20 protein-coding genes and 1 pseudogene are annotated in these 23,994 nt (G+C 74.3%); 12 read left to right on the top strand and 9 right to left on the bottom strand.

From position 1 onward, the window contains the following. Positions 1 to 31: 31 nt before the first annotated feature. Complete coding sequence (locus tag ACE1OA_RS31175) at positions 32 to 2,095, bottom strand: phosphocholine-specific phospholipase C (RefSeq protein WP_432753731.1); 2,064 nt, start codon at positions 2,093 to 2,095, stop codon at positions 32 to 34. Positions 2,096 to 2,519: 424 nt separating this feature from the next. On the opposite strand from ACE1OA_RS31175, the gene ACE1OA_RS31170 reads away from it, so the two are divergent. Together ACE1OA_RS31170 and ACE1OA_RS31165 are read left to right on the top strand one after the other, a co-directional pair. Further along, positions 2,520 to 4,160: a serine/threonine-protein kinase gene (locus tag ACE1OA_RS31170; protein WP_386541431.1), complete on the top strand. Its 1,641-nt coding sequence runs from the start codon at positions 2,520 to 2,522 to the stop codon at positions 4,158 to 4,160. Further along, positions 4,157 to 4,897, top strand: coding sequence for a hypothetical protein (locus ACE1OA_RS31165; protein ID WP_432753730.1), 741 nt, complete (start codon positions 4,157 to 4,159; stop codon positions 4,895 to 4,897). Before ACE1OA_RS31170 ends, ACE1OA_RS31165 begins: the two co-directional genes overlap by 4 nt. A gap of 222 nt (positions 4,898 to 5,119) precedes the next feature. Here ACE1OA_RS31165 and ACE1OA_RS31160 read toward each other — a convergent pair whose 3' ends face one another. The 4 genes from ACE1OA_RS31160 to ACE1OA_RS31145 form a co-directional block, all read right to left on the bottom strand. Then, on the bottom strand, positions 5,120 to 6,559 hold the full coding sequence (locus ACE1OA_RS31160; protein ID WP_384870050.1) for a DEAD/DEAH box helicase: 1,440 nt from the start codon (positions 6,557 to 6,559) through the stop codon (positions 5,120 to 5,122). Between the two features lie 268 nt (positions 6,560 to 6,827). Continuing rightward, complete coding sequence (locus ACE1OA_RS31155; RefSeq protein ID WP_147980257.1) at positions 6,828 to 7,031, bottom strand: cold-shock protein; 204 nt, start codon at positions 7,029 to 7,031, stop codon at positions 6,828 to 6,830. A gap of 295 nt (positions 7,032 to 7,326) precedes the next feature. Next, on the bottom strand, positions 7,327 to 7,902 hold the full coding sequence (locus tag ACE1OA_RS31150; RefSeq protein ID WP_432753729.1) for a hypothetical protein: 576 nt from the start codon (positions 7,900 to 7,902) through the stop codon (positions 7,327 to 7,329). After that, a complete protein-coding gene (locus ACE1OA_RS31145; RefSeq protein WP_384870047.1) occupies positions 7,868 to 8,278 on the bottom strand; it encodes a PadR family transcriptional regulator in 411 nt (136 codons plus the stop codon). Before ACE1OA_RS31145 ends, ACE1OA_RS31150 begins: the two co-directional genes overlap by 35 nt. A gap of 152 nt (positions 8,279 to 8,430) precedes the next feature. Between ACE1OA_RS31145 and ACE1OA_RS31140 the strand changes: the two genes are divergently transcribed. The 9 genes and pseudogenes from ACE1OA_RS31140 (at position 8,431) to ACE1OA_RS31100 (ending at position 17,682) form a co-directional block, all read left to right on the top strand. After that, positions 8,431 to 8,973 carry an NUDIX domain-containing protein gene (locus tag ACE1OA_RS31140; RefSeq protein ID WP_384870045.1) on the top strand — a complete coding sequence of 181 codons (543 nt, stop codon included), beginning with the start codon at positions 8,431 to 8,433 and terminating at the stop codon, positions 8,971 to 8,973. Positions 8,974 to 9,071: 98 nt separating this feature from the next. Then, positions 9,072 to 10,621, top strand: a pseudogene (locus ACE1OA_RS31135) (glycoside hydrolase family 53 protein). Positions 10,622 to 10,812: 191 nt separating this feature from the next. After that, complete coding sequence (locus ACE1OA_RS31130) at positions 10,813 to 11,409, top strand: DUF4328 domain-containing protein (RefSeq protein WP_386541509.1); 597 nt, start codon at positions 10,813 to 10,815, stop codon at positions 11,407 to 11,409. A 273-nt stretch (positions 11,410 to 11,682) separates the two neighbouring features. Then, positions 11,683 to 12,141 (top strand): cobalamin B12-binding domain-containing protein, encoded by a 459-nt coding sequence (locus ACE1OA_RS31125; protein ID WP_386541507.1) that lies wholly within the window; start codon positions 11,683 to 11,685, stop codon positions 12,139 to 12,141. Next, complete coding sequence (locus ACE1OA_RS31120) at positions 12,138 to 13,451, top strand: methylaspartate mutase (RefSeq protein ID WP_432753728.1); 1,314 nt, start codon at positions 12,138 to 12,140, stop codon at positions 13,449 to 13,451. Before ACE1OA_RS31125 ends, ACE1OA_RS31120 begins: the two co-directional genes overlap by 4 nt. Then, on the top strand, positions 13,448 to 14,389 hold the full coding sequence (locus ACE1OA_RS31115; protein WP_386541503.1) for a transporter substrate-binding domain-containing protein: 942 nt from the start codon (positions 13,448 to 13,450) through the stop codon (positions 14,387 to 14,389). The genes ACE1OA_RS31120 and ACE1OA_RS31115 overlap by 4 nt, the downstream gene beginning before the upstream one ends. 76 nt (positions 14,390 to 14,465) lie before the next feature. After that, the gene (locus tag ACE1OA_RS31110) at positions 14,466 to 15,506 is read left to right on the top strand and encodes an aspartate-semialdehyde dehydrogenase (RefSeq protein WP_386541501.1); all 1,041 of its coding nucleotides are present in this window, start codon (positions 14,466 to 14,468) and stop codon (positions 15,504 to 15,506) included. Next, complete coding sequence (locus tag ACE1OA_RS31105; RefSeq protein ID WP_384870032.1) at positions 15,503 to 16,636, top strand: aspartate kinase; 1,134 nt, start codon at positions 15,503 to 15,505, stop codon at positions 16,634 to 16,636. The genes ACE1OA_RS31110 and ACE1OA_RS31105 overlap by 4 nt, the downstream gene beginning before the upstream one ends. 5 nt (positions 16,637 to 16,641) lie before the next feature. Then, positions 16,642 to 17,682 (top strand): oxygenase, encoded by a 1,041-nt coding sequence (locus ACE1OA_RS31100; RefSeq protein ID WP_386541499.1) that lies wholly within the window; start codon positions 16,642 to 16,644, stop codon positions 17,680 to 17,682. Between the two features lie 7 nt (positions 17,683 to 17,689). Here ACE1OA_RS31100 and ACE1OA_RS31095 read toward each other — a convergent pair whose 3' ends face one another. Together ACE1OA_RS31095 and ACE1OA_RS31090 are read right to left on the bottom strand one after the other, a co-directional pair. Further along, a complete protein-coding gene (locus ACE1OA_RS31095) occupies positions 17,690 to 18,598 on the bottom strand; it encodes a LysR family transcriptional regulator (protein WP_356605403.1) in 909 nt (302 codons plus the stop codon). A 63-nt stretch (positions 18,599 to 18,661) separates the two neighbouring features. Continuing rightward, entirely contained in the window at positions 18,662 to 18,895 is a 234-nt protein-coding gene (locus ACE1OA_RS31090) for a hypothetical protein (protein WP_356605405.1), read from the bottom strand. A 362-nt stretch (positions 18,896 to 19,257) separates the two neighbouring features. Here ACE1OA_RS31090 and ACE1OA_RS31085 point away from each other — a divergent pair, with 362 nt between their 5' ends. Continuing rightward, positions 19,258 to 20,262, top strand: a complete 1,005-nt coding sequence (locus ACE1OA_RS31085) for a helix-turn-helix domain-containing protein (RefSeq protein WP_147980270.1) — start codon at positions 19,258 to 19,260, stop codon at positions 20,260 to 20,262. On the opposite strand, the gene ACE1OA_RS31080 is transcribed toward ACE1OA_RS31085, so the two are convergent. Both ACE1OA_RS31080 and ACE1OA_RS31075 read right to left on the bottom strand, forming a co-directional pair. Further along, positions 20,250 to 20,831 (bottom strand): flavin reductase family protein, encoded by a 582-nt coding sequence (locus ACE1OA_RS31080; protein WP_356605407.1) that lies wholly within the window; start codon positions 20,829 to 20,831, stop codon positions 20,250 to 20,252. The two genes, ACE1OA_RS31085 and ACE1OA_RS31080, sit on opposite strands and share 13 nt — an antisense overlap. After that, positions 20,828 to 23,992 carry a MupA/Atu3671 family FMN-dependent luciferase-like monooxygenase gene (locus ACE1OA_RS31075; protein ID WP_432754112.1) on the bottom strand — a complete coding sequence of 1,055 codons (3,165 nt, stop codon included), beginning with the start codon at positions 23,990 to 23,992 and terminating at the stop codon, positions 20,828 to 20,830. The genes ACE1OA_RS31080 and ACE1OA_RS31075 overlap by 4 nt, the downstream gene beginning before the upstream one ends. Between the last annotated feature and the right edge of the window lie 2 nt (positions 23,993 to 23,994).

Below are 23,994 nucleotides of genomic sequence, written 5' to 3'. Positions count from 1 at the left end.
GTCCGGCGGGACGTCTCCCGGGGCGCCCGGCTCAGCCGGTGGCGATGCCCGGGTCGCTGACACCCACGGCGCCGTTCTCCACGTGCCCCGCGAAGCGGCGCAGGAAGGTGGCGGCGCGGTCGGAGACCACCGACACGTCGTACCAGCGACCGCTGCCGCGCAGGTCGACGGTGTGCCGGACCGTGGCGCCCTTCGCCACCTTGAAGGTCTGCGACCCGCCGCCGTACGCGGCGGCGCGGGTGATGGTCAGGTTGACGTCGACGGCGCCCGGGTTGGTCAGGGTCAGCACCAGGTTGCCGCTGACCGCGTCGTGCCGCGCCGTCACCTCCGGGCCGGCGGTCGTGCCCGGGCCGCGGAAGGTGCGCAGGAACCCGCCGGGGCCGGTCACCGTCAGGTCGTAGACCCCCTTGGAGTACGCGGAGTTCCAGGTGTCCGAGACGGTCTTGCCGGGCCCGGCCGTGTACGTCCACGGCCCGTCCGTGCGGACCGGCGCCGTGACGTGGAAGAACGCGCCCGCCCTGGCGCCGGCGCCGAACGTGAGGGTGTAGCGGCCGGTGGAGGGGGTGGCCGAGCCGTCGACGACCAGTTCGTAGGGCAGCGCCCGGGTGGGCCGCGTGCCGCGCTCCTGCACCGGCAGGGCCGGCTTCGCCGGCGGCTTCGGGACGTAACTGGGGTGCCGGTCGCCGTCCGGCGGCCGGTAGCCCGCCGTGTCGGGCAGCGCCACCGGGGCGGTGTCCTCGAGCCCGAAGTCGAAGGCCGAGGTCAGGTCGCCGCAGATCGCCCTGCGCCAGGGCGAGATGTGCGGCTCGGCCACACCGAAGCGGCGCTCCATGAAGCGGATGATCGAGGTGTGGTCGAAGACCTCGGAGCAGACGTAACCGCCCCTGCTCCAGGGCGAGACGACGAGCATCGGGACCCGCGGGCCGAGTCCGTACGGTCCGGCGGCGTAGCGGGCGTCGCCGGGAAAGTGGTCCAGCGAGGTGTCGACCGTGGACAGTCCCTGGGCGGCCGAGGCCGGCGGGTAGGGCGGGACGACGTGGTCGAAGTAGCCGTCGTTCTCGTCGTAGGTGATGAACAGGGCGGTCCTGCTCCACACCTCGGGGTCGGAGGTCAGCGCGTCGAGGACCTGCGCGATGTACCAGGCGCCGTAGTTCGCGGGCCAGTTGGGGTGCTCGGAGAATGCCTCCGGGGCGGCGATCCAGGACACCTGGGGCAGGGTGCCCGCGGCGACGTCGGCGCGCAGGACGTCGAAGAGCCCGTCGCCGTTCTTGGCGTTCGTTCCGGTGCGGGCCTTGTCGTACAGGGGGTCGCCGGGCTGGGCGTTGCGGTAGTTGTCGAAGTACAGCAGGGAGTTGTCGCCGTAGTTGCCGCGGTAGGCGTCCTCGATCCAGCCCCAGGACCCGGCGGCGTTCAGCCCGTCGCCGACGTCCTGGTAGACCTTCCACGAGATCCCGGCCTGCTCCAGGCGTTCGGGGTACGTGGTCCAGCCGTAGCCCGCCTCGTCGTTGCCGAGCACGGGTCCGCCGCCCGTGCGGTCGTTGCCCGTGTGGCCGGTCCACAGGTAGTAGCGATTGGGGTCGGTGGCCCCGATGAAGGAGCAGTGGTAGGCGTCGCACACGGTGAACGCGTCGGCCAGCGCGTAGTGGAACGGGATGTCGCCTCGGTCCAGGTACGCCATGGTGCCGGGGGACTTCGCGGGTATCCACTGGTCGTACCGGCCGTCGGCGAAGGCCTTGTGGCCGCCGGCCCAGTCGTGGTTCAGCCCCGCGATGAACTGCATGCCGAGGTTCGCGGCCGTCGGGTGGTAGGGCAGCACCTCCTTGCCACCGTCGGCCTGGTACCAGACGGGCTTGCCGCTGGGGAGCGTCACGGGGCGGGGGTCGCCGAAGCCGCGGACACCGCGCAGGGTGCCGAAGTAGTGGTCGAAGGAACGGTTCTCCTGCATCAGCACGACGATGTGCTCGACATCGGCGAGAGAGCCGGTGGTGCGGGCGGCGGGAATCGCGGCGGCACGGGCGATGCTGCTGTTCAGAGCCGCGAAGCCGGCGGTGGCGCCGGCGATGGCAAGGAAACGGCGCCGATCGATTTCGGTCATGTGTCTGAGCACCTCTGATGGATTCCGGGGGAACGGTGGTCCGGGCGAGCCCAAGATCAGTGGGGCGGGAGGACGGCGCGTGGCGACGACACGTGGGGGCGCGGTACAGGACGTGAACGGCCGGCCGAACGGGCGCCCGCACGGCCGGGTTCACCGTAGGGGGACGGCCGGGGGCCGCGGGGGCGGTCGTCGAAGAGTCCATGGAGTCGTACCGGAAGTCCATGCGCGGACGGGGACTTCCCGGGCGGACCGGATCCCGTCCGCGGACCGGACGTCCCGCGACCGGTTCCCGCACCCGTCGGCGGACCGCCCGTCCCGTGTGCCGTACGTCTCCGCGTGCTCCCGGCCGTGGACGGGAACCGCACATGTCCGGAAACTGTCCCTCAAGGGGGCGATCGCACCCACGACGCCGAGGGGGGCGGGGATGAGCACATGGACGGTCCCGGGGTACACCGAGTCCCGGGAGCTGGGATCCGGCGGCAGCGGACGCGTCGTCCTCGCCGTCCACGACGGGACCGGCATTCCGGTGGCGGTGAAGTACCTCAGTGAGCAGATGCGGTCCGACTCCCGCTTCGTCCGCGACTTCCGGGCGGAGGCCCGGCTGCTGGGGGCGCTGCACTCTCCGTACGTCGTCGGGCTGTACGAGTACGTGGAGGCGCCGGGCGGCGCGGCGATCGTGATGGAGCTGGTCGACGGCGTCGCGCTGCGCGCGCTGCTCGCCCGGGAGGGCTCGACCGGGCCGGAGGCGGCGCTCGTGGTCCTGAAGGGCTCCCTGCTGGGCCTGGCCGCCGCGCACCGGGCGGGAGTCGTGCACCGCGACTACAAGCCCGAGAACGTGCTGGTCGCGCCGGACGGCTCCTCCAAGCTCGTGGACTTCGGCATCGCCGTGGACGACGGCAGCCGGCCCGGCGTCGCGGGCACGCCCGCCTACATGGCGCCGGAGCAGTGGAACGGCGAGCCCGCCTCGCCCGCCGCCGACGTGTACGCGGCGACGGCGACCTTCTTCGAGTGCCTGACCGGGCGCAAGCCGTACTCGGGCGAGAACTTCGCCGAGCTGGCACTGCAGCACCTCGACGCGCCCGTGCCCGACGACGCCGCGCCCGAACCGCTGCGCCCGCTGATCCGGCGCGGCCTCGCCAAGCAGCCGGATCAACGGCCGGGGAACGCGGCGGAGTTCGTCACCGAACTGGAGTCGGCGGCCGTGGCCGCGTACGGACCGGACTGGGAGGAGCGAGGACAGCGGAAACTCGCCGCGCTCGCCGCCCTGCTGCCGCTGCTCCTGCCGTCCGCCGGAGGGGTGGCGGCGGGCACCACGGCCTTCGCCACGACCCGCTTCCACGACGTTCCCCGGCGCCTCGGCCGGTGGGCCCTGCGGGGGCTGCCGGCGACCGCGGCGGCACTCGTCCTCAGCCTCCTGATCGCCCTCACCGCCCGCGCCGGCGACGAGGCCCGGGGCGACACCACGGACCGGGCCACGGCCGTCACCACGGCCGTTCCGGTCGCGACACCGGCCGGGACCGGCCCGACGGCCGAGGCACCCGGATCCGCCACCCCGTCGGAGAGCCCGACGGCTCCGAGCGCCGACCCGACCGCCTCCGGCACCGCGGACACCGAAGCGCCCACGCCCACGGACACACCCACGGACGCCCCGACGGAGGCGCCGACCACGACCGCACCGGCCACGCCGACCACGACGGCTCCGACCCCGGAACCCACCTCCCCGAGTCCGAGCACCCGGCCGGCCGGGGTCCGCTCGGTCTCGGTGACGGGCCTGCGCCAGACCGGCACGAGCACCGCCGAGGCGACGTTCGACGTCACGACCGACGGCACCGGTCCGGTGACCGTGACCGTCGCCTGGTACACCGGCGACGTCAAGGGTGAGCTCGGCGTACCGGACGGCTCCGCGACCTACCGGCGCAGCGGGGCGACCCGCTACGCCCTCACGCTGACGCACGCCTTCCAGGGCGGCGGCTGCTACTGGGGGGTGCGCGCCACGACGAACCCCGTCGCGGCGAACGGCGGTTCCACCCAGCAGATCCTGATCAGGCGGTGCATGATCCGATGAACGATCCCCGGGTCCCCTACGACTCCGAAGAAACGGTCCGCCGGTCGGCGTCCGATCCGGCCCCCGACGACGGTCCCGCGGCGGGTCCGGCCTCCGGGCCCGCGTCCGGCCCGGAGGCGGGGACCGCCGAGTACAGCGCGACGGTCCTGGGGAGCCACTGGTTCGAGCGCCCGGCGGAGGAGGTCGCGCCGGACCGCGTCGAGGGCGAGGTGCTCCGCTTCGGACCGGGCGTGACGGCCGCCGCGCTCCGGCGCGGGGGCGGTACGTCGACCACGGCCGAGATGATCTGGCACGGCACCCTGGCGGGCGCCGGAGGCGTCGCCCCTCCCCCACCGCGGCGCGGGCTGCGGGCGCTGAGCCGGTACGCGCTCGCCGCGGTCGTCCTGCTCGCGGTGCTCGGCTACCTGGGCTGGCAGCGCTTCGGCCCCGCCGTCTCCGTACACCGGGTGACGGTCGACGCCCCACGGGAGACGCTCGGTTGCGACGCCACGGCGGACGTCGTGGCGGTACTGGCGACTGACGGGCGCCCGGGCACGATCACCTACCGCTGGGAACGCAGCGACGGGACCACCTCCGGACCGCTGCGCGAGGAGGTGACCCGAGGTCAGAAGGAGGCGCGGCTGCACCTGCTGTGGACGTTCCACGGCCAGGGTTCCCACGCGGCGACGGCCACCCTGGTGATCGACTCTCCCGCGGGTGCCACGGCCACGGGCACATTCCGCTACCGCTGCGGCTGAGCACGGGACGGCCGGGGCGCGCCGCAGCCGCCCGCGCGGCCGCCGCCGCCCGTCAACCGGTGACGAGCGCGGCCCAGACTCCCTCGGGATGCTCGGCCGGCGTCAGCCACAACCTCGGCTGCGACCGCCCGTACGACTCGGCGGCCCCCGCCTCCCAGAGGAACCGCCCTTCGGCGTCGGGCCACGGCCGCCCGCCCTGGGGCCGCGCCGGGCCGGACCCGGTCAGCCGCCGCGGCGGATGCGGGCGGCCTGGCGGGCCTCGGCCGTGCGGCGGGCCTCGGCGGCGCGGCGGGACTCGTTCTTGGCCCGGCCCGGGCGGCCGGGGGTCGTGCCGATGCCGCGGAAGGCGGCGCCGCCGCGCTGGGGGCGTTCCTTCTCGGCCGGGGCGCTGCCGCCGATCGGGACGCCCGAGGGGGCCTGGGCGCCGGTGATGCGGGTGAGTTCGGCCTCGCCGGAGCGGACCTGGGTGATCTGCGGGCGGATGCCGGCGTCCGTCATGACGCGGGCCATGTCCCGGCGCTGGTCGGGCATGACCAGGGTGACGACGCTGCCGGCCTCCCCCGCCCGTGCCGTCCGGCCGCCGCGGTGCAGGTAGTCCTTGTGGTCGGCGGGCGGGTCGACGTTCACGACCAGGTCGAGGTCGTCGATGTGGAGGCCGCGGGCGGCGACGTTCGTGGCGACCAGCACGGTGATCTCGCCGCGCTTGAAACGGTCCAGGGTGTGGGTGCGCTGCGGCTGGGACTTCCCGCCGTGCAGGGCCGCCGCCCGGACGCCGCTGCCGAGCAGGTGGCGGGTGAACCGGTCGACGGCGTGCTTGGTGTCCAGGAACATGATCACCCGCCCGTCGCGGGCGGCGATCTCCGTGGCGGTGGCGAACTTGTCGGCGCCGTGGACGTGGAGCACGTGGTGCTCCATCGTGCTGACGGCGCCGGCGGACGGGTCGACGGAGTGGACCACCGGGTCGTCGAGGTACTCGCGCACCAGGTGGTCGACGTTCCGGTCCAGGGTCGCGGAGAACAGCAGGCGCTGGCCGCCCGGGCGGACCTGGTCGAGGAGTGCGGTGACCTGCGGCATGAAGCCCATGTCGGCCATCTGGTCGGCCTCGTCGAGCACGACGGCGTCGACCTGGTCGAGTCGGCAGTCCCGGCGTTCGACGAGGTCCGTCAGCCGGCCGGGGGTGGCGATCAGGACCTCGGCGCCGGCGCGCAGCGCGGCGGACTGCCGGCCGATCGACATGCCGCCGACGACGGTGGCCAGCCGCAGCCCGAGCGCGCGGGCGTACGGGGTGAGCGCGTCGGTGACCTGCTGGGCCAGCTCACGGGTGGGGACGAGGACGAGGGCGAGCGGCTTCCTGGCATCGGCGCGGCGGCCGGCGGTGCGGGTCAGGAGCGCCAGGCCGAAGGCGAGGGTCTTACCCGAGCCGGTGCGGGCGCGGCCCAGGACGTCGCGGCCCGCGAGGGCGTTCGGCAGGGTGGCGGCCTGGATGGGGAACGGGGTGGTGACGCCGAGGTCGGCCAGCGTCGTCCGTACCGCGGCGGGCAGCTCCATGGCGTCGAAGGTCTCGGCCGCCGGAAGTCCGGGCGTGACGGTGACGGGAAGCGCGAACTCCCCCTTCGACGGAACGGGCCGACGGGTGTCGTTCGTGCGGTCCGAGCGGTTCATGGGTGCCTTCCTCGACAGCCCGCGCGTCTCGCGGTTCGCGCCGGGAATTCACCGGCCGAATTGCGCGGTCGAGCGGAGGGGTGGTGTCCGCGGGAAATCCGTCCGCGGCTCCGCGGCATGACGCGCGGGCGGCGGCGGGAAATGACCGGGCGGACACCGCGGGGGATCCGCGGACGGTCGATTCCCCGGAGAACGGCGACGAGCCGGCGCCCGCACCCTGGGGGTGGGGACGCCGGCCTCGGCGCGTGCTTCGGAACGTCGGGCGACGTCAGGCGGGGAGGATGTTCTCCGCCTGCAGGCCCTTCTGGCCCTGCGTGACGTCGAAGGTGACCTTCTGGCCCTCGAGCAGCTCCCGGAAACCGGAAGACGCGATGTTCGAGTAGTGGGCGAAGACGTCGGGGCCGCCGCCGTCCTGCTCGATGAAGCCGAAGCCCTTTTCCGAGTTGAACCACTTCACGGTTCCGGTGGCCATGTTTTTCTCCTTCGGGGCAGTACCCGGGGATTCACACGGTGCGAATCCCGGTGTCGTCGCGATGATTGCCCGTCGGAAAAACACCGAAAAACAAAAATGCCCGGCGATATCGCTATCGCCAAGGCACTTGAAGTCATATGGGAACCACAACTGCAACAGCTGTCGACTGTAGCACAAAACGGACCGCCGGTGCGGGCGGAATGCGCCGCGGGGATTTCCGCACCCGCCCGGAATGCCCCGAGGGGGCGCCTCGCCGATCGGACCGGGAGTCCGGAGGGCGCGGCAGGGCGCCCCGCTACGCCGCAGGGGGCTCCACCACCGGCCGGCTCTTCGCGGCGCGGTGCTCGGTCACCGCGTACCCGAGTCCCGGCAGCATCACCAGGACCGTCAGCCACAGCGGCACGCTGAACAGCGTCCCGTCCCCCGCCACCCGCTCGGTCAGCACCGCGACGGGCAGGCCGACGACGAGGCCGACCACCCACGTCCGGCCGAGGCCGAGAGATCCGCGACGCAGCTCCAGCAGCACCGTCGCCGCCGCGAGGGCGACCCAGAAGGCCAGCGATCCCGGGGTGACGTCCACCGCCGGGGACCACCGGCGCAGGTGCACGAACAGCAGCAGGACGCCGGCGACCAGGGGGATCAGCGCCGCCATCCGCAGCGCTCGCCGGTACAGCGGGCGGCGGGCCCTCGCCCAGGAGGCGGCGAAGGCCTGCACGTCGTCGCCGACGACGTCCCGCGGGGCGCGGCCGGCGGTCGCGGCGTCCTCGAGGTGGGCCGCCAGCTCGGCCAGCATCTCGCGGACGGCGGCGTCGTCGATCCCCCGGTACTCCCAGTTGCTACGGCAGACGGCGAGTATCCGCTCGTTCGTCATGGTGTGGTTCCCCCGTCGGTGCGTCGGTGTCGGCCAGGATCCGGCCCGTCGCGACGGTGAACTCCCGCCACACGGTACGCCCCCGGTCCAGTGCGGTCCGGCCCTCCTCGGTGAGCCGGTAGTACTTGCGCGGCGCCCCGCCGCTGGAGGACGGGGCGCGGTACGGCGCGACGAGCCCGGCCCGCTCCATCCGTGCCAGCAGCGGATAGATGCTGCCCTCGCTCACCAGTTCCAGGCCGCTCTCGTCGAGGGCCTCCACGAACTCGTAGCCGTACCGAGGACGTTCGGCGATGAGGGAGAGCAGGCAGAGGTCGAGCACTCCGCGCAGGAGCTGGCTCCGCCGTTGGTCGGCGGCGGTCGGCAGCTCCTTTGTCATGCGGTGCATGATAGTGACGAACTGTCTTGCGCCGCAAGGTAGTCGGCCCCCGGCCGGGTGATCGGCGAGCGGACTCCGCGTCGCGCCGGACCCGCCGGACGCATCATGGTGCGCACCGGGACACCCCCGACCGCACCGCACGAGGAGACGCCATGACGCCGGCCGAGCAGCCGACCGTGCCCCACCGCAACGTCCAGCCGCCGACGGCGCAGGCCTCCTTCGGCGCGGGGGTGGTCGTGACCGACGGGGCCGGGCGGGTGCTCCTCGGTCTGCACCCGTCCGGGACGTGGGAGCTGCCGGGCGGGAAGGTCGATCCCGGCGAGTCCATCGAGGAGGCGGCGGCGCGGGAGCTGGCGGAGGAGACCACGCTCGTGGCGGACCCGGCCGACGTGGAGGTCGTCGCCCTGTTGCTGGACTCCCTCACCTCGCCGACGCTGACCCGGATGACCGCGGTGACGGTGGTGCGGGCGTTCACCGGCAGCCCGGCGGTGGCCGAGCCGGACAAGATCGAGCGCTGGGAGTGGACGCCGCTCGACCGGCTGCCGCGGCCGCTGTTCCGGCCCTCCGCCCAGGCCCTGAAGGCATGGAACCCCGAACTCCCCCTCGAAGAAGGCGCGTTCCACCACTACCCGTTCGCCGCGCGGAACCGCCCGGCCGGCGCCGGGCCCCTCGGGACCCGCGGCCCGTCCGCGTGAATCGCCCGGGCGCCTGCCGTGGGTCCCGGTCGGGGGCGGCCCCGCGTGTCGGTGCGCCGGGGCGGGCCGCGTGAGGGGCTCGGCCCTACCGTGGGGCCATGGTCACCGCCCAGCCGTGGAGGGTCACGCACGCCGGCGCCCCGTCCACGCCGCTCCCCGCGTCCGGCGCCCTTCCGCTCGCTCCGTCGCCTTCCGGGGCCGGCTCCCCCGGTGCGGCGGCACCGGCGGACCGGTCCGGCTGGTCCGTGACCGGCGACCTCGACGCCTCCTTGGTCGAGCAGGGTGGGCACGACGGGGGCGACGGCCTCCGGCTGACGCACTGGTCGCCGTCGGCGTACCGGGTGAGACGAGTCGGCACCTGTCGGGGCTGCCCGACGGGCCGTACACACTGACCGCCTGGGCCCGCTCCGGCGGCGGGCAGCGGGCCGTCCACCTCGTGCTGCGCGACCACGCCGGCGTCGAGCAGCGCACGGACCTGCCGCCGACACCGGCCGGCGAGTGGATCCGCGTGGTCGTGTCCGCCGAGGTGACCGGCGGCCGGTGCACGGTCGGTCTCCGCTCCGACGCCGGGGCGGGCCAGTGGGCGCACCTGTCCGACATCGCGCTGACGCCTGGCGCGACCGGACTGGCGGTGAAGGGCGGCGATCTGTCGAGCCTGCCGAGGAACGAGGAGCGCGGGGCGGTCCACCGGTACGCCGACGGCACGCGCGGCGACGCGTTGGCCGTGCTCGGCGACGCCGGGATGAACCTGGTCCGGCTGAAGGTCTGGGTGAACCCGGCGGACGGCTATGACGGCACGGCCCGCGTCCTCGCCATGGCGCGGCGGGCCGCGGTCCTCGGCCTGGGGATCCTGGTGGACTTCCACTACTCGGACACCTGGGCCGATCCGCGCAACCAGGTCAAGCCGGCCGCCTGGGCGGCATGTTCGTACCGCCGGCTGCTCAAGGAGGTGCACGCCCACACGTACGGGGTGCTGCGCGCCCTCACGGCGCAGGGCACCCCACCCCGCATCGTCCAGATCGGGAACGAGATCGACGCGGGGCTGCTGTGGGAGGACGGGAGCACCTCGTGCTGGGACGGGCTCGCGGGACTGCTGACCGCCGGGGCCCGCGCGGTCGAGGCGGCCTCCCCGGGCACCCGGGTGGCGCTGCACCTCGCGTGCGGCACCGACAACGCGGCGACCCGCCGGTGGTTCGACCAGGCCGTCGCGCACCGGGTGCCGTTCGACGTCGTCGCCCTCTCCTACTACGGCTACTGGCAGGACGGGCTCGCCGCCCTGCAGACGAACCTCGACGACGTCGCCGCGCGGTACGGCCGGCCGGTACTCGTCGTGGAGACGGGCTACCCGCACGCGCCGGGCGACGGCAGGTTCCTGGGGCACCCGGTCGCCACTCCCGCCGAACCGGTGGCCGGCTATCCGGCGACCCCGGCCGGGCAGGCGGCGCATCTGCGGGACGTGATGAGCGTCGTCGAGGCCGTCCCGGGCGGGCGCGGTCTGGGCGTCGTCTACTGGGAACCGGCGTGGACGGCGCTCGCGAGCAGCACCGATCCGGCCGGTCCGGCCTCGCTCGACGGCTGGGAGCACCAGGCGCTCTTCGGTCCCGAGGGGCGGCTGCTGGAGGCGGCGCGCTGGTTCCGCCACCGCTGAGGGACCGGGATCCCGGTGTGGCCGGCGACCCGACGGCCGGGCCGGTGCCGTGGCGGACTCGGCGCGCGTGCCGGGACGTCCCGACGGCCCGACCCCGCAGGGACCTTGAACACCTGTGCGACGCATCCCTAGCATGACGGTGACCACCGTCGATCATCACGGTGACGGGGTTCACTCCGGGGGGAGCATCCGTGGAACAGTACGACGTGCCCGTGGGTCCATCGGCGGTGCGCGGGCCGCGCTACCGGTTCCGCGACCCCGCCGCACCGGCGCTGGTCGCCCAGTGCCTGATCGCCACGTCGGCCCTGGCCGACGTCTTCGTCATCGCCACCGGCGGCGCCGGCTCCCCCCTGGTCACGGAGGCGAACGCGCTCCTCGGTGTGCTCCAGATAACGTGCTGGATCACGTTCCTCTTCTGGTTCCACCGCTGCCGCTGCAACGCCGAGGTGCTCGCCCCGGGCACCCACAGGTACGCCCCGGGCTTCGCCCTCGGCGCCTGGATCATCCCGCTCGCCATGTGGTGGCTGCCCCGCCGGATCACCCTCGACATCCGTCGTGCCGGCGGACCGCCGCGGGACGCCGCGCTGATCAACGCCTGGTGGTTCGCCTGGCTCTGCGACGGCCCGGTGTCGGTCGCGGTCCACCTGCTCGTGCTCCACCGGACGGACTACCACACCCCGGTGGACCACGGTCTCGGCATCCTGTCGTCGATCCTGGCGATCGCGGTGATCCGCCGTGTGACGGCGGGCCAGCCGGCGGGACCCCTGCCGTACTTCAACATGACCTGAGCCCCGGACCTCCCTCCCGGGAGGCAGCCGCCGTGACCCGGCCGGCCGAGGACGCGCGCCGGACCGGCGGCCGTCCCGGCCGGCCGGAGTCGTGTCCGGCCCTGACAGGATCGCGGCGGCTCTCGGGAGCCGGACCGCGGCCTCGTGCGACCGCGGCCATCGAAGATTTCGATCACCGTGATCGAGCATCCCCATCCCCGACGCGTTGAGTGCGACGCCGGCTGCCGTGAGGATCGGACCACGCCCATCGCGCCTTCCCACACGGGGTGTTCCATGCCGAAGACCAACCGCCGCCCGGGGACGTTCGTCGTCTCCACCGTCTCCTCCGACGCGCACACGTGGAACCTGGTCTTCCTGCAGCTGATGCTGGAGGAGTACGGCCACGAGGTGGTCAACCTGGGGCCCTGCACGCCGGATCAGGAGATCGTCGACGCCTGCCTGGCCACGCGTCCGGACGTCCTGGTGATCAGTACGGTCAACGGGCACGGCCGGCTGGACGGGCTGCGGCTGATCCGCGTCCTGCGCGCCCACCCCGAACTCGCCGACCTGCGCGTGGTCATCGGCGGCAAGCTCGGCGTGGCGGGCGAGGCCGGCCGCGAGGAGCACGGCGACGCGCTGGCCGAGGCCGGGTACGACGCCGTGTTCGACTCCGACGACGCGCTGGACGAGTTCGCCGACTTCCTGGGCGAGTTGCGGCCCCGGCGGCGGGCCCCCGCGGAGTCGGCGGCATGAACGGCACGGTGGCGCCCCCCGTGGGCCGGTTCTCCCGCCATGTCCACCGGTCGCGCGCCGCCGGCCGGCTGGTGGTGCAGCCGCGGATGGGCTTCGCGACCCCCGAGCGGATGCGCGCGGGACTGGCGGCGGTGCGGGACCTGGCCGTCGGCCCCGACCCCCGGGCCGTCACGGCGGGCACCGTCACGCTCGACAGCTTCACCCGGGTCGACGACCACCGCGGGGCGCTGCGCGCGCTGCGGTCGGGCGCCGAACTGAACGGCTTTCCGCTGGTGGTCCACGGCCCCGAGGCGACCCGCGCGATGCTCGCCGGGATCGTGGCCGAGGACTTCCCCCTCCAGGTGCGGCACGGGTGCGCCCTGCCGCTGCGGCTGCTCCGGACGATGGCCGCCGCCGGCGTCGACGCCACCGAGGGCGGCCCGGTCTCGTACTGCCTTCCCTACGGCAGGGTTCCGCTGCGCGACTCGGTGCTCGCGTGGGCGCGCTGCTGCGAACTGATCGCCGCCCAGGACGAGCCGATGCACCTGGAGAGCTTCGGCGGGAGCATGCTGGGGCAGCTGTGCCCGCCGTCGGTGCTGGTCGCCCTGACCGTCCTGGAGGCCCTGTTCTTCCGTGCGCACGGGGTGCGCAGCGTCTCGGTGAGCTATGCCCAGCAGACCCACCCCGGGCAGGATCTGGAGGCGCTGTCCGCGCTGCGGCGGCTGGCCGGTGAGCGGCTCACCGGCACGGACTGGCACGTGGTCCTCTACACGTTCATGGGGGTGTTCCCGCGGACACCGGTCGGCGCCTTCCGGCTGGTCGAGGAGAGCGCCCGGCTCGCCGTGCGGGGCGGCGCGGACCGGCTGGTCGTGAAGACGCCCGCGGAGGCGCACCGGATTCCGACGGTGGCGGAGAACGTCGACGCGCTGGAGTTCGCCGCGGCCGTCGCCGCCGACGAGGCCGGCCGCGGCGCCCCCGCCGGTCCGGCTCGGGTCACGGGCGTGTACGAGGAGGCGGCGCTGCTGGTCGACCGCGTGCTGGAACTCGCCGACGACGTCGGGGAGGCGCTGGTGCGCGCGTTCGCGGCCGGACTGCTGGACGTGCCGTACTGCCTGCATCCCGACAACGCCAACCGGGCCCGGGCCCGGGTCGATCCGTACGGTGTGCTGCGCTGGGCGGACCCGGCGGGCGTGCCGGTCGCCCGGGACACGGTCCCGTCGCGCGGACCCGTCGGTCCCTGGGGGCTGTTGGGCATGCTGAGCTTCCACGAGCGGCGCTGCGACGCCGAGGACCTGCTGGGTCGCCGGCCGGCAGAGGGGGTGTCCGCGTGACCCCGCCGACGCTCGCCGCCGTACGGGCCCGAGGCGCCGTCGGCGCCGTGGTGAGCCGGGACGTGCCGGGGCTCTCGTACCGTACGCCGGAGGGCCGTTGGAGCGGTCTGGACACGGACGTGGCGCGGGCCGTCGCGGCGGCGGCGCTCGGGGACCCGGAGGCGGTGGAGTGGCTGCCCGCCGACCCCGACGCGCGGTTGCGGCCGCTGCTGGCGGGCACGGCGGAGCTCACCGTCGCCAACGTCACGTGGACCATGGGCCGTGAGGCGGAGTACCCGGTGCTGTTCGCCGGGGTGACCTGCTACGACGGGGAGGGGTTCCTGGTCCGCGCCGACGACGGCTTCGCGGACGCGTGGGACCTCGCCGGCCGGCCGGTCGCCGTCCAGGCGGGCACGACGAGCGCGGCCAACCTGGCCGCCTGGTTCGGGCGCCGGGGCACCGAGGTGCGGACCGTGGTGTCGGACTCGGTGGCCGGCGCGCTCGCCGCCTACGCGGAGGGCCGGTGCGCCGCCCTGGTGCTGGACCGGGTGGCGCTGGCGGGGCAGCGGTCCCGGCTCGCCGCTCCGGAGCGGCACCGGATCCTCGACACGGTCATCTCGCGCGAGCCGATGGCCGCCGCCGTGCGCGACGACGACCCCCACTGGCTGCGACTGTGCCGGTGGGTGCTGCATCTGCTCCTGGCCGCCGAGCACGAGGTGGCCGAGGCCGGCCCGGACGCGCGGGACCGGGCCCTGGCCGGGGTCGCGCGGGCCGCGGGCCGGCACGGGCCGGCGATCGGGCTCGACGCGGAGTGGGCGGCGCGGGTGCTCGACGCGGTCGGCACGTACGCCGACGTGTACGAGCGCGCCCTCGGCCCCGGCTCCGGACTCGACGTGCCGCGCGGTCTCAACGCGTTGTGGACCCGCGGCGGCCTGCACCATCCCGTACCCCTGCACTGAACCACCCTGCCCGAGCCGCGCCGCGGGCCCGTACCCCACGGCACCCGGCGGCACCCTCAGATCGGAGACACACCCCATGACACTCGTCAGCGACCCCGCCGCCCCCCGCATCGCCGTCGTGGGGGCGACCGGCGCGGTCGGCGGCACCCTGATCGACCTGGTCGAGGAGCGCGGCCTGCGCTACCGGGAGCTGCACCTGCTGGCCTCGCCCCGGTCGGCCGGGCGCGAGATCTGCGTCCAGGGCCGGTACTACACCGTGCACGACGTGGCGGAGTTCGACTTCGGCTCGGTGGACCTCGCGTTCTTCTCCGCCGGGACGGCCGTCAGCGAGCGCTGGGTCCCGGTGGCGGTGGCCGCGGGCGCCCTGGTCGTCGACAACACCGTCGCGTTCCGGATGGATCCGTCGACACCGCTGGTGGTGCCGCAGGTCAACGCCGGTGCGCTGGACGCGCGTCCGGCGAGCGGGATCGTCGCCAACCCCAACTGCTCGACGATCCCCCTGGTGCGCGTGCTGCGGGACGTGGAGCGCCGCTGGGGGGTGCGCCGGGTGGTCGTCAGCACCTACCAGGCGGCGTCCGGGCTCGGTCACTCCGGGGTGGAGGAGCTCCAGGAGGCGACGGCGCTCGCGCTGCAGGACCCCGGCGCGGAGCCGCTGTCCAAGGAGTTCGTGCCGTCGCTCGCCTTCAACGTGGTGCCCCTGATCGACCGCGTCCTGGACAGCGGCTTCACCCGCGAGGAGGAGAAGCTGCTGCACGAGTCGCGCAAGATCCTCGGGCTGCCGGACCTCGACGTGACCGCGACCTGCGTCCGGGTGCCGGTGATCAACGGCCACTCGGAGGCGGTGTGGGTGGAGTGCGCCGCCGAGGTCGACCGGGGGGAGCTGGTGGCGCTGCTGGCCGGGCTGCCGGAGGTCACCGTGCACGACGGCGGGGGCGGCGCGTTCCCGACTCCGGCGACGCTCGACGACCCGCACCGGGTGCACGTGGGACGGATCCGTGTGTCGCCGACGGACCCGCGGGGCTTCTGGCTGTGGCTGGTCGCCGACAACCTGCGGATCGGGGCGGCCCTGAACGCGGTGCAGATCGCGGAGGAACTCGTTGCCAGGGGCACGCTGTGACGGGGCCGGCGGTCCTGAAGTTCGGCGGGTCGAGCTTCCCCTCCCCCGAGGCGTACGACGGGGTGGCGGCGGGCCTGGAACGGCGGATCGCCCGGGACGGGCGGCCTCTGGTGGTCGTGGTGAGCGCGGGGCCGGGCGAGACGGAGGGGCTGCGGGAGCGGCTGCACCGGATCGATCCGCGGCCGTGCGACGAGAACGCCGCCGGCCTGATCACGCTCGCCGACACCGTGGGGGCCCGGCTTCTCGCGGCGGCCGTGCACCGGCGCGGGCTCGGCGTCGGCGTGCTGACGGGGCACCGCACGGGGCTGGTCTCCGACGAGGTGTTCCTGCGGGCCCGGCTGGCGCGGATCGACCCGCTGCCGCTGCGGGAGGCGGTGGCCCGGCACCAGGTGGTGGTCGTGCCCGGCGGCCAGGCCGTCGACGGTCACGGCCGGCCGACCTGGCTGGGGAAGAACAGCTCGGACCTGTCGGCGGTGGCGGCCGCGGTGGCGACGGGCGCGGACCGCTGCGAGATCCACTCGGACGTCGACGGCGTGTACACCGGGGATCCGCACCTGCTGCCGGGCGCCCGGCTGGTGCCGAGGATCTCGTACGACGCGGCGGCGCTGATGTCCCGGTACGGGGCGAAGGTGATCCACCGGCGTGCGGTGGAGCTGGCCCGTCGGCACCGGATCGAGCTGGTCCTCCGGGACAACAGGCCCCCGTACGACACCGGCACGACCGTCGGGCCCGCCGGTGCCCCGGTCGCGTCCGTCGTCCTCGACCGCCGGTCGACGTGCCTGCGCTACGCCTCCGAGCACTCCGCCGACCTGGCGTTCGCGGCCCTGCACGCGGCGCACGTCGAGGCGGTGCGGCTGCCCGACGGGCCGCTGGTCGCAGTGGTCGGCGGCTACGTCGACCTGGACGACTTCCACCTCCGGCACGGGCTGCGGCCCGGTGTCCCGGCGGGCGTGCCCGTGACCGTGCTGCGCGGGGCGACGGGCACCACCCACCTCGCGGCCGACGGGGACGGGGCGCTGGCCCTCGCCCGCCGGCTGCACGACGAACTCGACGATTCCGGCGGTGCGCCTCGGCGTCTCCGCCCCGCGGGAGCGGGCGCGCCGCGAGCCCTTCGTCTCACGGGAGTGTGAGTCAGATGACCATGACCGTCGCCGACATCCGGGGGGTGCGGCCGGGCAGCGGCTCGGCCCTCGCCGTCCTCGGCCTGTCCGACACCGACCGGGACCGGCTGGCGCGTGAGCTGGCGGGCCTGGCCGACCCGGGGGCCGACGTCGACCGCGCGTCCACCCGCTGCCACCAGGTCTTCGCCGGCCTGCCGCTCGACGTGCTCCAGCGGATCCTGGACTTCGGGCGCCATCCGGACACCCCGGGGGTGGCCCTGATCGGCAACCTGCCCGTCGACCCGGTGCTGCCGCCGACGCCGCGGGACGGGCGTCCGTGCCAGGACAAGCCGGGGTACGTGGCGGAGGGCGTCCTCCTCGGGCTCAGTTCGCTGCTCGGCGAACCGGTCGGGATGCTCTCCGAGAAGGAGGGGCGGATCATCCACGACGTGGTGCCCGTGCCCGGTGGCGAGCGAACCCAGACCAACCAGGGCTCCGAGGCGTCCCTTAACTTCCACAACGACATCGTCCACGACCCGGTGGGCCGCTACGACCTGGCCAACCCGGACTTCCTCGTCCTGGTCTGCCTGCGCGACGACCACGAGCGGCGGGCCGTCACCTCCTACGCGGACGCCCGTGACATCTCCGCCGCGCTCGCCGACGACGTGCTGTCGACGTTGCGCAGCCCGCTGTTCCGGCTGAACGCGCCCGGCAGCTACACCCGGCAGCACGCGGGCGGCGCGGAGGTCCTCTCCGATCCGGTGCCGATCATCAGCGGCAGCCGCGCGTACCCGGAGATCGCCGTGTCGGCCAACGGCGTGCACGCCATGACGAGCCGGGCCGGCGCGGCCCTCGACCGGCTGCGCGAGACCTGCCGGTCCGTCGCCCAGCCGGTGCGGCTGGAGCCCGGCCAGGCTCTGCTGATCAACAACCGCAAGGGGGTGCACGCCCGTTCGGCGTTCACGCCGCGCTACGACGGGCTCGACCGCTGGCTCCAGCGCACCTACGTGCGCCGCAGTCTGTGGACCATCCGGCACCGGGCCGCGCCGGAGGCGGGTCGACGGATCCATCTCTGAGCCTCCGTCAGGCCGCGACCGGGGTCCGGTAGAACTCGGCCATGCAGCCGACCGCCTGGTCGACGAAGAGCCGCATCTCCCGGGTCAGCCGCTTGCCCCTGCGCCAGGCGATCTGGGTGAACACCTCGAACGGCGGCTCCCAGTCGAGGACGGCCAGGGTGCCGGCGTCGACGGCCTCCGTGACGGTCATGAGCGGGAGCAGCCCCACCCCGAGGCCGGCGGCGACGCCCCGTTTGACGGACTCGATGTTGCCGAACTCCAGGAACGGGGCCGCCTCGCCCGTGCCGTCGGCGAGCTCGGCCTCGAAGAGGTCGCGGTAGGCGCAGCCGGCCTCGGGTGCGAGTACGGGCACCGTGCGCAGGTCGTCGGTCGTCACGTGCCGGGCGTGGGCCAGCGGGTGGCCGGGGGCGGCGACCGCCACCAGGGGCTCCGCGCCGAGGACCACGGACTGCACGCCGGCGTGTTCGGTCTCGGCCTCCATCAGGAAGGCCAGGTCGAAGACGCCCTGGCGCAGGGCGTGGCAGGTCTCGACGCCGAGGCTGGGGCGCAGCACCAGGTGGAGGCGCGGGAAGCGGTGGTGGAAGAGTTCCAGGACCGGCGGCATGCGGTAGGAGGTGAGGCTCTCCATGGTGCCGATCGTCAGGAGGCCGGCGGGGTCGGAGAAGCCGGCGGTGGCGCCCCGGGCCTCGTCGGCCAGGGTCATGATCCGTTCCGCGTAGGGAAGCAGGCGTTCCCCGGCGGGGGTGAGCCGGATCCCTCCCCGGAGGCGTTCGAAGAGCTCGACGCCGAGTGAGCTCTCCAGCCCTTTGATCTGCGCGGTCACGCTGGACTGCGCGTACTTCAGCTCGGAGGCGGCCCGGGTGAAGCTCAGCCGGGTCGCCACCCGGTGGAAGGTCGTCAGCTGTCTGATGTCCACGTGGTCTCCGTGAGGTGCCGAGAGGCCGGGGCGGTGCGTGACGGTCCGGTGGCGAGCGGCGGGTTACTGCCAGCCCATGTCGTCCTTGGGACCGTCCGTGGTGGTGCTCGTGCCGCCGGTCTGTCCCGTGGTGGTGCCGGTGGCACCGTCGGCGAGGACCGTTCCGGCCGCGGTGGAGGCGACGGGGACGAGGAGGGCGGCGGCGAGGGCGGCGGCGGCGGCGGTCGAGGCGATGCGGGCGCGGAACATGACGGATCCCATCCGGTGCTGGTGGAGTGACATGAGGGTGGAGGTCACGTGGCGCGTCCCGCGGTTGACGCGCTCGTTGTCTCCGAGAAGTCCGGTGGGGCTGCGACCCCGCCGTGCAAGAAGCATCCGCCCGGTCACGGGGCTGAGGAAAGGGAAGGCGCCTGGCCCGAAGGGGCCGTGGCCCATAGAGGCCACCAGGGCGCCGTCGGTGGAACACCCCGCCGGAGACGCGGGGGAAGGAGGGGCGCGGGGCCCGCGGAGGGTCCCGCGGCGGGGGTGGTGGGGGCGGAGTGGCCGGTTCGGGCCGCGGCCGGCCGGCACGCGTTCCGGTGATCCCCTCGATCCGCCGTGGCGTCTTTGGCATCATCGACCCGAAGCGATGGCGACGGCGCTTCATATCGGGGGTACGGATGCTGGAATCTCTGGGCCTGGACGGTCCCACCGAAGCCGTGTACCGCTGCATGCTGGCGAATCCGGGGGATGATGCCGCGGCTTTGGCGAAACGTTTGGACCAGGCGGAAGAGGACATCCACCGGGCCTGGGAGCGGCTCACCGAGCTCGATCTCGTGCGCGAGCTCGGGGACGGAACCGGCCTGCGGCACGCCATCAGCCCCGAGCTGGGCCTGGAGTACCTCCTCGCCCGCCAGCAGGCCGAGTTCGCCGAGCACCGGCAGCGCATCGCCGCCTCGCGCGCGGCCGCGTCCCGGCTCATCTCCGAGTACGCGGGACTCCAGCAGCCGGCCACCGGGCACGCCAGCGTCGAGCATCTGAACGGCGTCGACCAGATCCGCGCGCGCCTCGCCCAGCTCACCAACGACGTGCAGAGCGAGGTCATGGCCTTCGTCCCGGACGGCGCCCAGACCCGGGAGAACATGGCCGCCTCCCGCCCGCTGAACGAGCGGCTCCTCAAACGCGGGGTCGTGATGCGGACGATCTACGTCGACAGCGTCCGCAACAGCCCCGCCACCGTCGAGCACGCCAACTGGCTGACCAGCCAAGGCGGTCAGGTGCGCACCGTGGCCACGCTGCCGACGCGGATGACGATCATCGACCGGAAGACCGCGCTCATCCCGGTCAACAGCGAGGACAGCAGCGCCGGGGCCGTGGCCCTGACCGGCCACGGCACCCTGACCGCCCTGTGCACCCTCTTCGACACCACCTGGGAGGGAGCCCAGCCGCTCGGCGAGGCGTGCCCGTCACGGGGCGACGACGAACGGCCGAGCCGGCAGGAACTCGCCGCGCTCCGGCTCCTCGCCGAGGGCCACACCGACGAGGGCATCGCCAAGCGGCTCGGGGTCTCGCACCGCACCGCCCGCCGGATCGCGACCGTGCTCATGGAGCGCCTGGGGGCGCGGAGCCGGTTCGAGGCCGGCGTCCGCGCGGTCCGCAGCGGCTGGCTGCCCTACGAGCCGTGACCGGCGCGCGGGGCGGCCGGGTCGAGCGGCCGCAGACCGGCGAACCGGCCCGCGTGGTACAGCAGCGGCGGCCTGTCCCCGGGCGGGCAGTCGCCGGTGAGCAGTTCGGCGACGACGATCCGGTGGTCGCCGGCCGGGACCCTTCCGGCCACCCGGCACACCAGCCGCACCGGGCAGCCGGTCAGCCGGGGCACGCCCCACGGGCCCGGCTCCCAGTCCGTGCCGCCGAAGCGGTCCGCGCCGCTGCGGGCGAAGAGCGCGGCCAGCGCGCTCTGCCCCTCGTCGAGCAGATGGACGCCCAGGTGGGTGGCGGTGGCGAGCGCGGGCCAGGTCGAGGCGTCGGTGCCGACCGTGAAGGCGAGCATCGGCGGTGCGGCGGACACCGAGACCACCGAGGTCGCGGTGAAGCCGTACGGCCGCCCGTCCCCGCCCCGCGCGGTGACGACCGCGACGCCGGCGGGATGGCGCCGGAACGCCGACCGGAAGAGCCCGTCGAGAGCGGACTGCGGCCCGCCCGGGGCGCGGGTGACGGGCTGTCCGGTGGCGCCCGGTGTCGTGGTGATCGTCATCCGACCCGGCTTCCTTCGAGCAGCTCGCCGATCACCTCGGCGAGGGCCGGCGCGCTGCCGGACCGCATGACGCTGAAGTGGTCACCGGGCACGAGCCGGGTGCGCACCGGACCGTCGCTGTGGCGCGCCCAGCCCTGGGCGAACCAGTCGACGTCGCCGGGCTGGTCCGCGACGAGCAGTTCGACGGGTCCGCGGTAGGGGGTCGCCTTCCACACGGACGCGGCCCTGGTCATGGCGGTGAACATCCGCGCGCGGGCCAGGATCTCGGTCCTCTCCCCGTCCCGGACGAGCCCGGCCTCGGTCATCCGGTCGAGGACGGCCCCGAACTGCGCCTCGGTGTCGAGGGGCCGCAGCGCCGCCAGGTCGATCGCGAGCGGTGGGCGGCCCATCGAGAGGGCGAAGCTGTCGGCGAAGGCGCCCGCCGACTCGGCGTGCCCGAGGGCTTCGGCGAGTTCGGCCGGGGGCTGGGTGTCGAGGAGCGTGAGCAGACCGACCGTGTCGCCGTCGGCCTGGAGCCGGGAGGCGACGGCCCAGGCGATGCCACCGCCGAGGGACCAGCCGAGCAGGTGGTAGGGACCCTCGGGCTGGATCTTCCGGATGCTCGCGCAGTAGCGCTCGGCGAGGTCGTCGAGCGACTCCTCGGCTGCGCCCGGCACGATCGGGGCGGCGTCCACGCCGTACACCGGGCGGTCCTCGCCGAGGTGCGCCGCCAGCGGGTAGTACGAGGCGGAGGTGCCGGTGCTGGAGTGCAGGCAGAAGAGCGGGGGGCGGGTGCCCCCGGACCTGATGGGGGTCACCGTGGCACCGGTTGCGGCGACGGCGTTCCCCTCGCCCGCGGACTCGGCGAGTTCGGCGATGGTCTGGTGCTGGAAGAGCTGGCGGGCGGTGATCCGGATGCCGCGCTTGCCGGCGAAGTCGACGGCCCGGATGACGGTGATCGAGTGGCCGCCGAGCTCGAAGAAGTTGTCCCGGATACCGACGGACTCGATCTCCAGGGCCTGCTTCCAGACCTCGGCGAGCTCCTTCTGGAGCGGGGTGACCGGGGCCTCGGCGGCCTGCGCCGCGTCGCCGGCCGCCGGGTCGGGCAGCCTGAGGCGGTCCACCTTGCCGTTGGCGTTGAGCGGCAGTTCGTCGAGCCGGACGTAGCGGGCGGGGATCATGAACTCGGGGAGCCGGCCGCGCAGATGGGCACGCAGCTCCTCGGCGTCGGGCGCCCGATGGTCGGGGGCGGCGACGAGGTACGCGGCCAGGTACTGGGCGCCGGCGGGGCCCCGGGCGGCGACCACGCACGAGCCGACCGCGGGATGGTCGCGCAGCACGGTCTCCACCTCGCCGAGCTCCACCCGGAAGCCGCGCACCTTGACCTGGTCGTCGCCGCGGCCGAGGAACTCCAGGCGTCCGTCGGGGAGCCACTTGGCGTGGTCGCCCGTGCGGTACATGCGGGCGCCCTCGTGCGGGCTGAACGGGTCGGGCAGGAACCGCTCGCGGGTGAGCCCGGGCTGGTGGAGGTAGCCGCGGGAGACGCCGTCCCCGCCGATGTACAGCTCACCGGGGACGCCGACGGGAAGGGGTGCGCGGTGGGCGTCGAGGACGTACACCGAGGTGTTGGCGAGGGGGGTGCCGACGGGCACGGTGGGGGCCTCGGTGTCGCGGCCGTCGATGGGTCCGCCGGTGGACCAGACCGTGGTCTCCGTGGGCCCGTACATGTTGTGGAACGCGGCGCCGGTGGCCTCGCGCAGGCGCAGGGCGAGGGCGGTGGGCACCGCCTCGCCGCCGACCAGCAGGACGTCGAGCGCGCCGAGGGCGCGCCGGGCGTCGCCGGTGGGGTCGTCGAGCATCAGCTGGGCGAGCGACGGGGTGCACTGGAGGTGGGTGACGCCGTGCCTGCCGACGAGTTCGGCGAGCGTGGCCTCGGCCGGGGCGTCGTCCGCCGTCGCGCCGCCGTCGCTCGTGGTCTCCTCCTCGGTCCCCGCCTCGACCAGGCGGCGGAGCCGGTCGAGCGAGACGAGTCCGTCGAGGACGTGGTCGGCGTCGATGCCGAAGTCCACCAGGCAGGCCACCTCGTCGACCCCGATCTCGCTGAGCCGGTCCACGAGTTCGAGGCAGTCCTCGGGGGTGCCGAAGAGGCCGCTGGTGTGCACGTAGCGGTCGAAGGAGTGGTTGAGCAGCGCGTCGAGGTCGTCCTCGCCGATGTTGCGCGGGTCGATGTCGACGCCCATCCGCTGGCCGAGCACCCGGACCAGGTCGAGGGAGGTGCGCAGGTAGCCGATGAAGGGCTCGCGGACCAGTTCCAGGGCGCGTTCGCGGTCCTCGTCGAGGAAGGCGTGCAGCATCAGGGTGACCTTGCCGCCGTCCGTGCCGAACTTCTCCCGCCAGGTGTCGTGGTAGAGCCGGATCGACTCGGCGAGCTGGTCGAGGTCCTGGCCGAGCAGGTGGGTGAGGATGTTGGCGCCCTGCTCGGCGGCCGCCTTGAAGGTGGCGGGCGTGCCGCCGGAGGAGAGCCAGACGGGGAGCTCGGGCTGGATCGGGCGGGGCCGGATGCGGACCTCGACGTCCTTGCCGTTGCCGGCCTTCAGGGTGGCGGACTCGCCGCGCCACAGCGAGCGCACGGTGGCGATGCCGTCGATCATGACCTGCTTGCGGTCGGCGTAGTTCTCGGGCGCGAAGACGAAGTCGTCGTGCAGCCAGCCGGAGGCGAAGGCCATGCCGACGCGTCCGCCGGAGAGGTTGTCGACGACGGACCACTCCTCGGCGACGCGCACCGGGTGGTGGAGCGGCAGGACGACGCTGCCGGAGCGGATGGAGACGCGCTCGGTGACCATGGCCAGGGCGGCCGCGGTCACGGACGGGGCCGGGTACAGGCCGCCGAACTCGTGGAAGTGGCGCTCGGGGGTCCAGACGGCGGAGAAGCCGTTGCGGTCCGCGAACTTGGCGCCCTCGATGAGCAACCGGTACCGGTCGGGAGCGCCGGCCGGCGCGTCGCCGGGGGCACCCGCGGCGCCGCCGTCGGCTCCGTCCCCGGAGTCGCTGGCGAAGTAGAAGAGGCCGAACTCCATGGGCCGTGTGCGGCGACGGGGCACCGACGGCGCGGAGCGCAGCAGCTCGTGCGGCCGGCCGCTCGCCACGACGACCTTGAAGCCGCGCGTCAGCGTCCAGAACATCT

The organism is Streptomyces sp. JL2001 (assembly GCF_050917515.1).
Lineage (GTDB): Bacteria > Actinomycetota > Actinomycetes > Streptomycetales > Streptomycetaceae > Streptomyces.
This window is presented reverse-complemented; position numbering and strand designations above follow the sequence as displayed.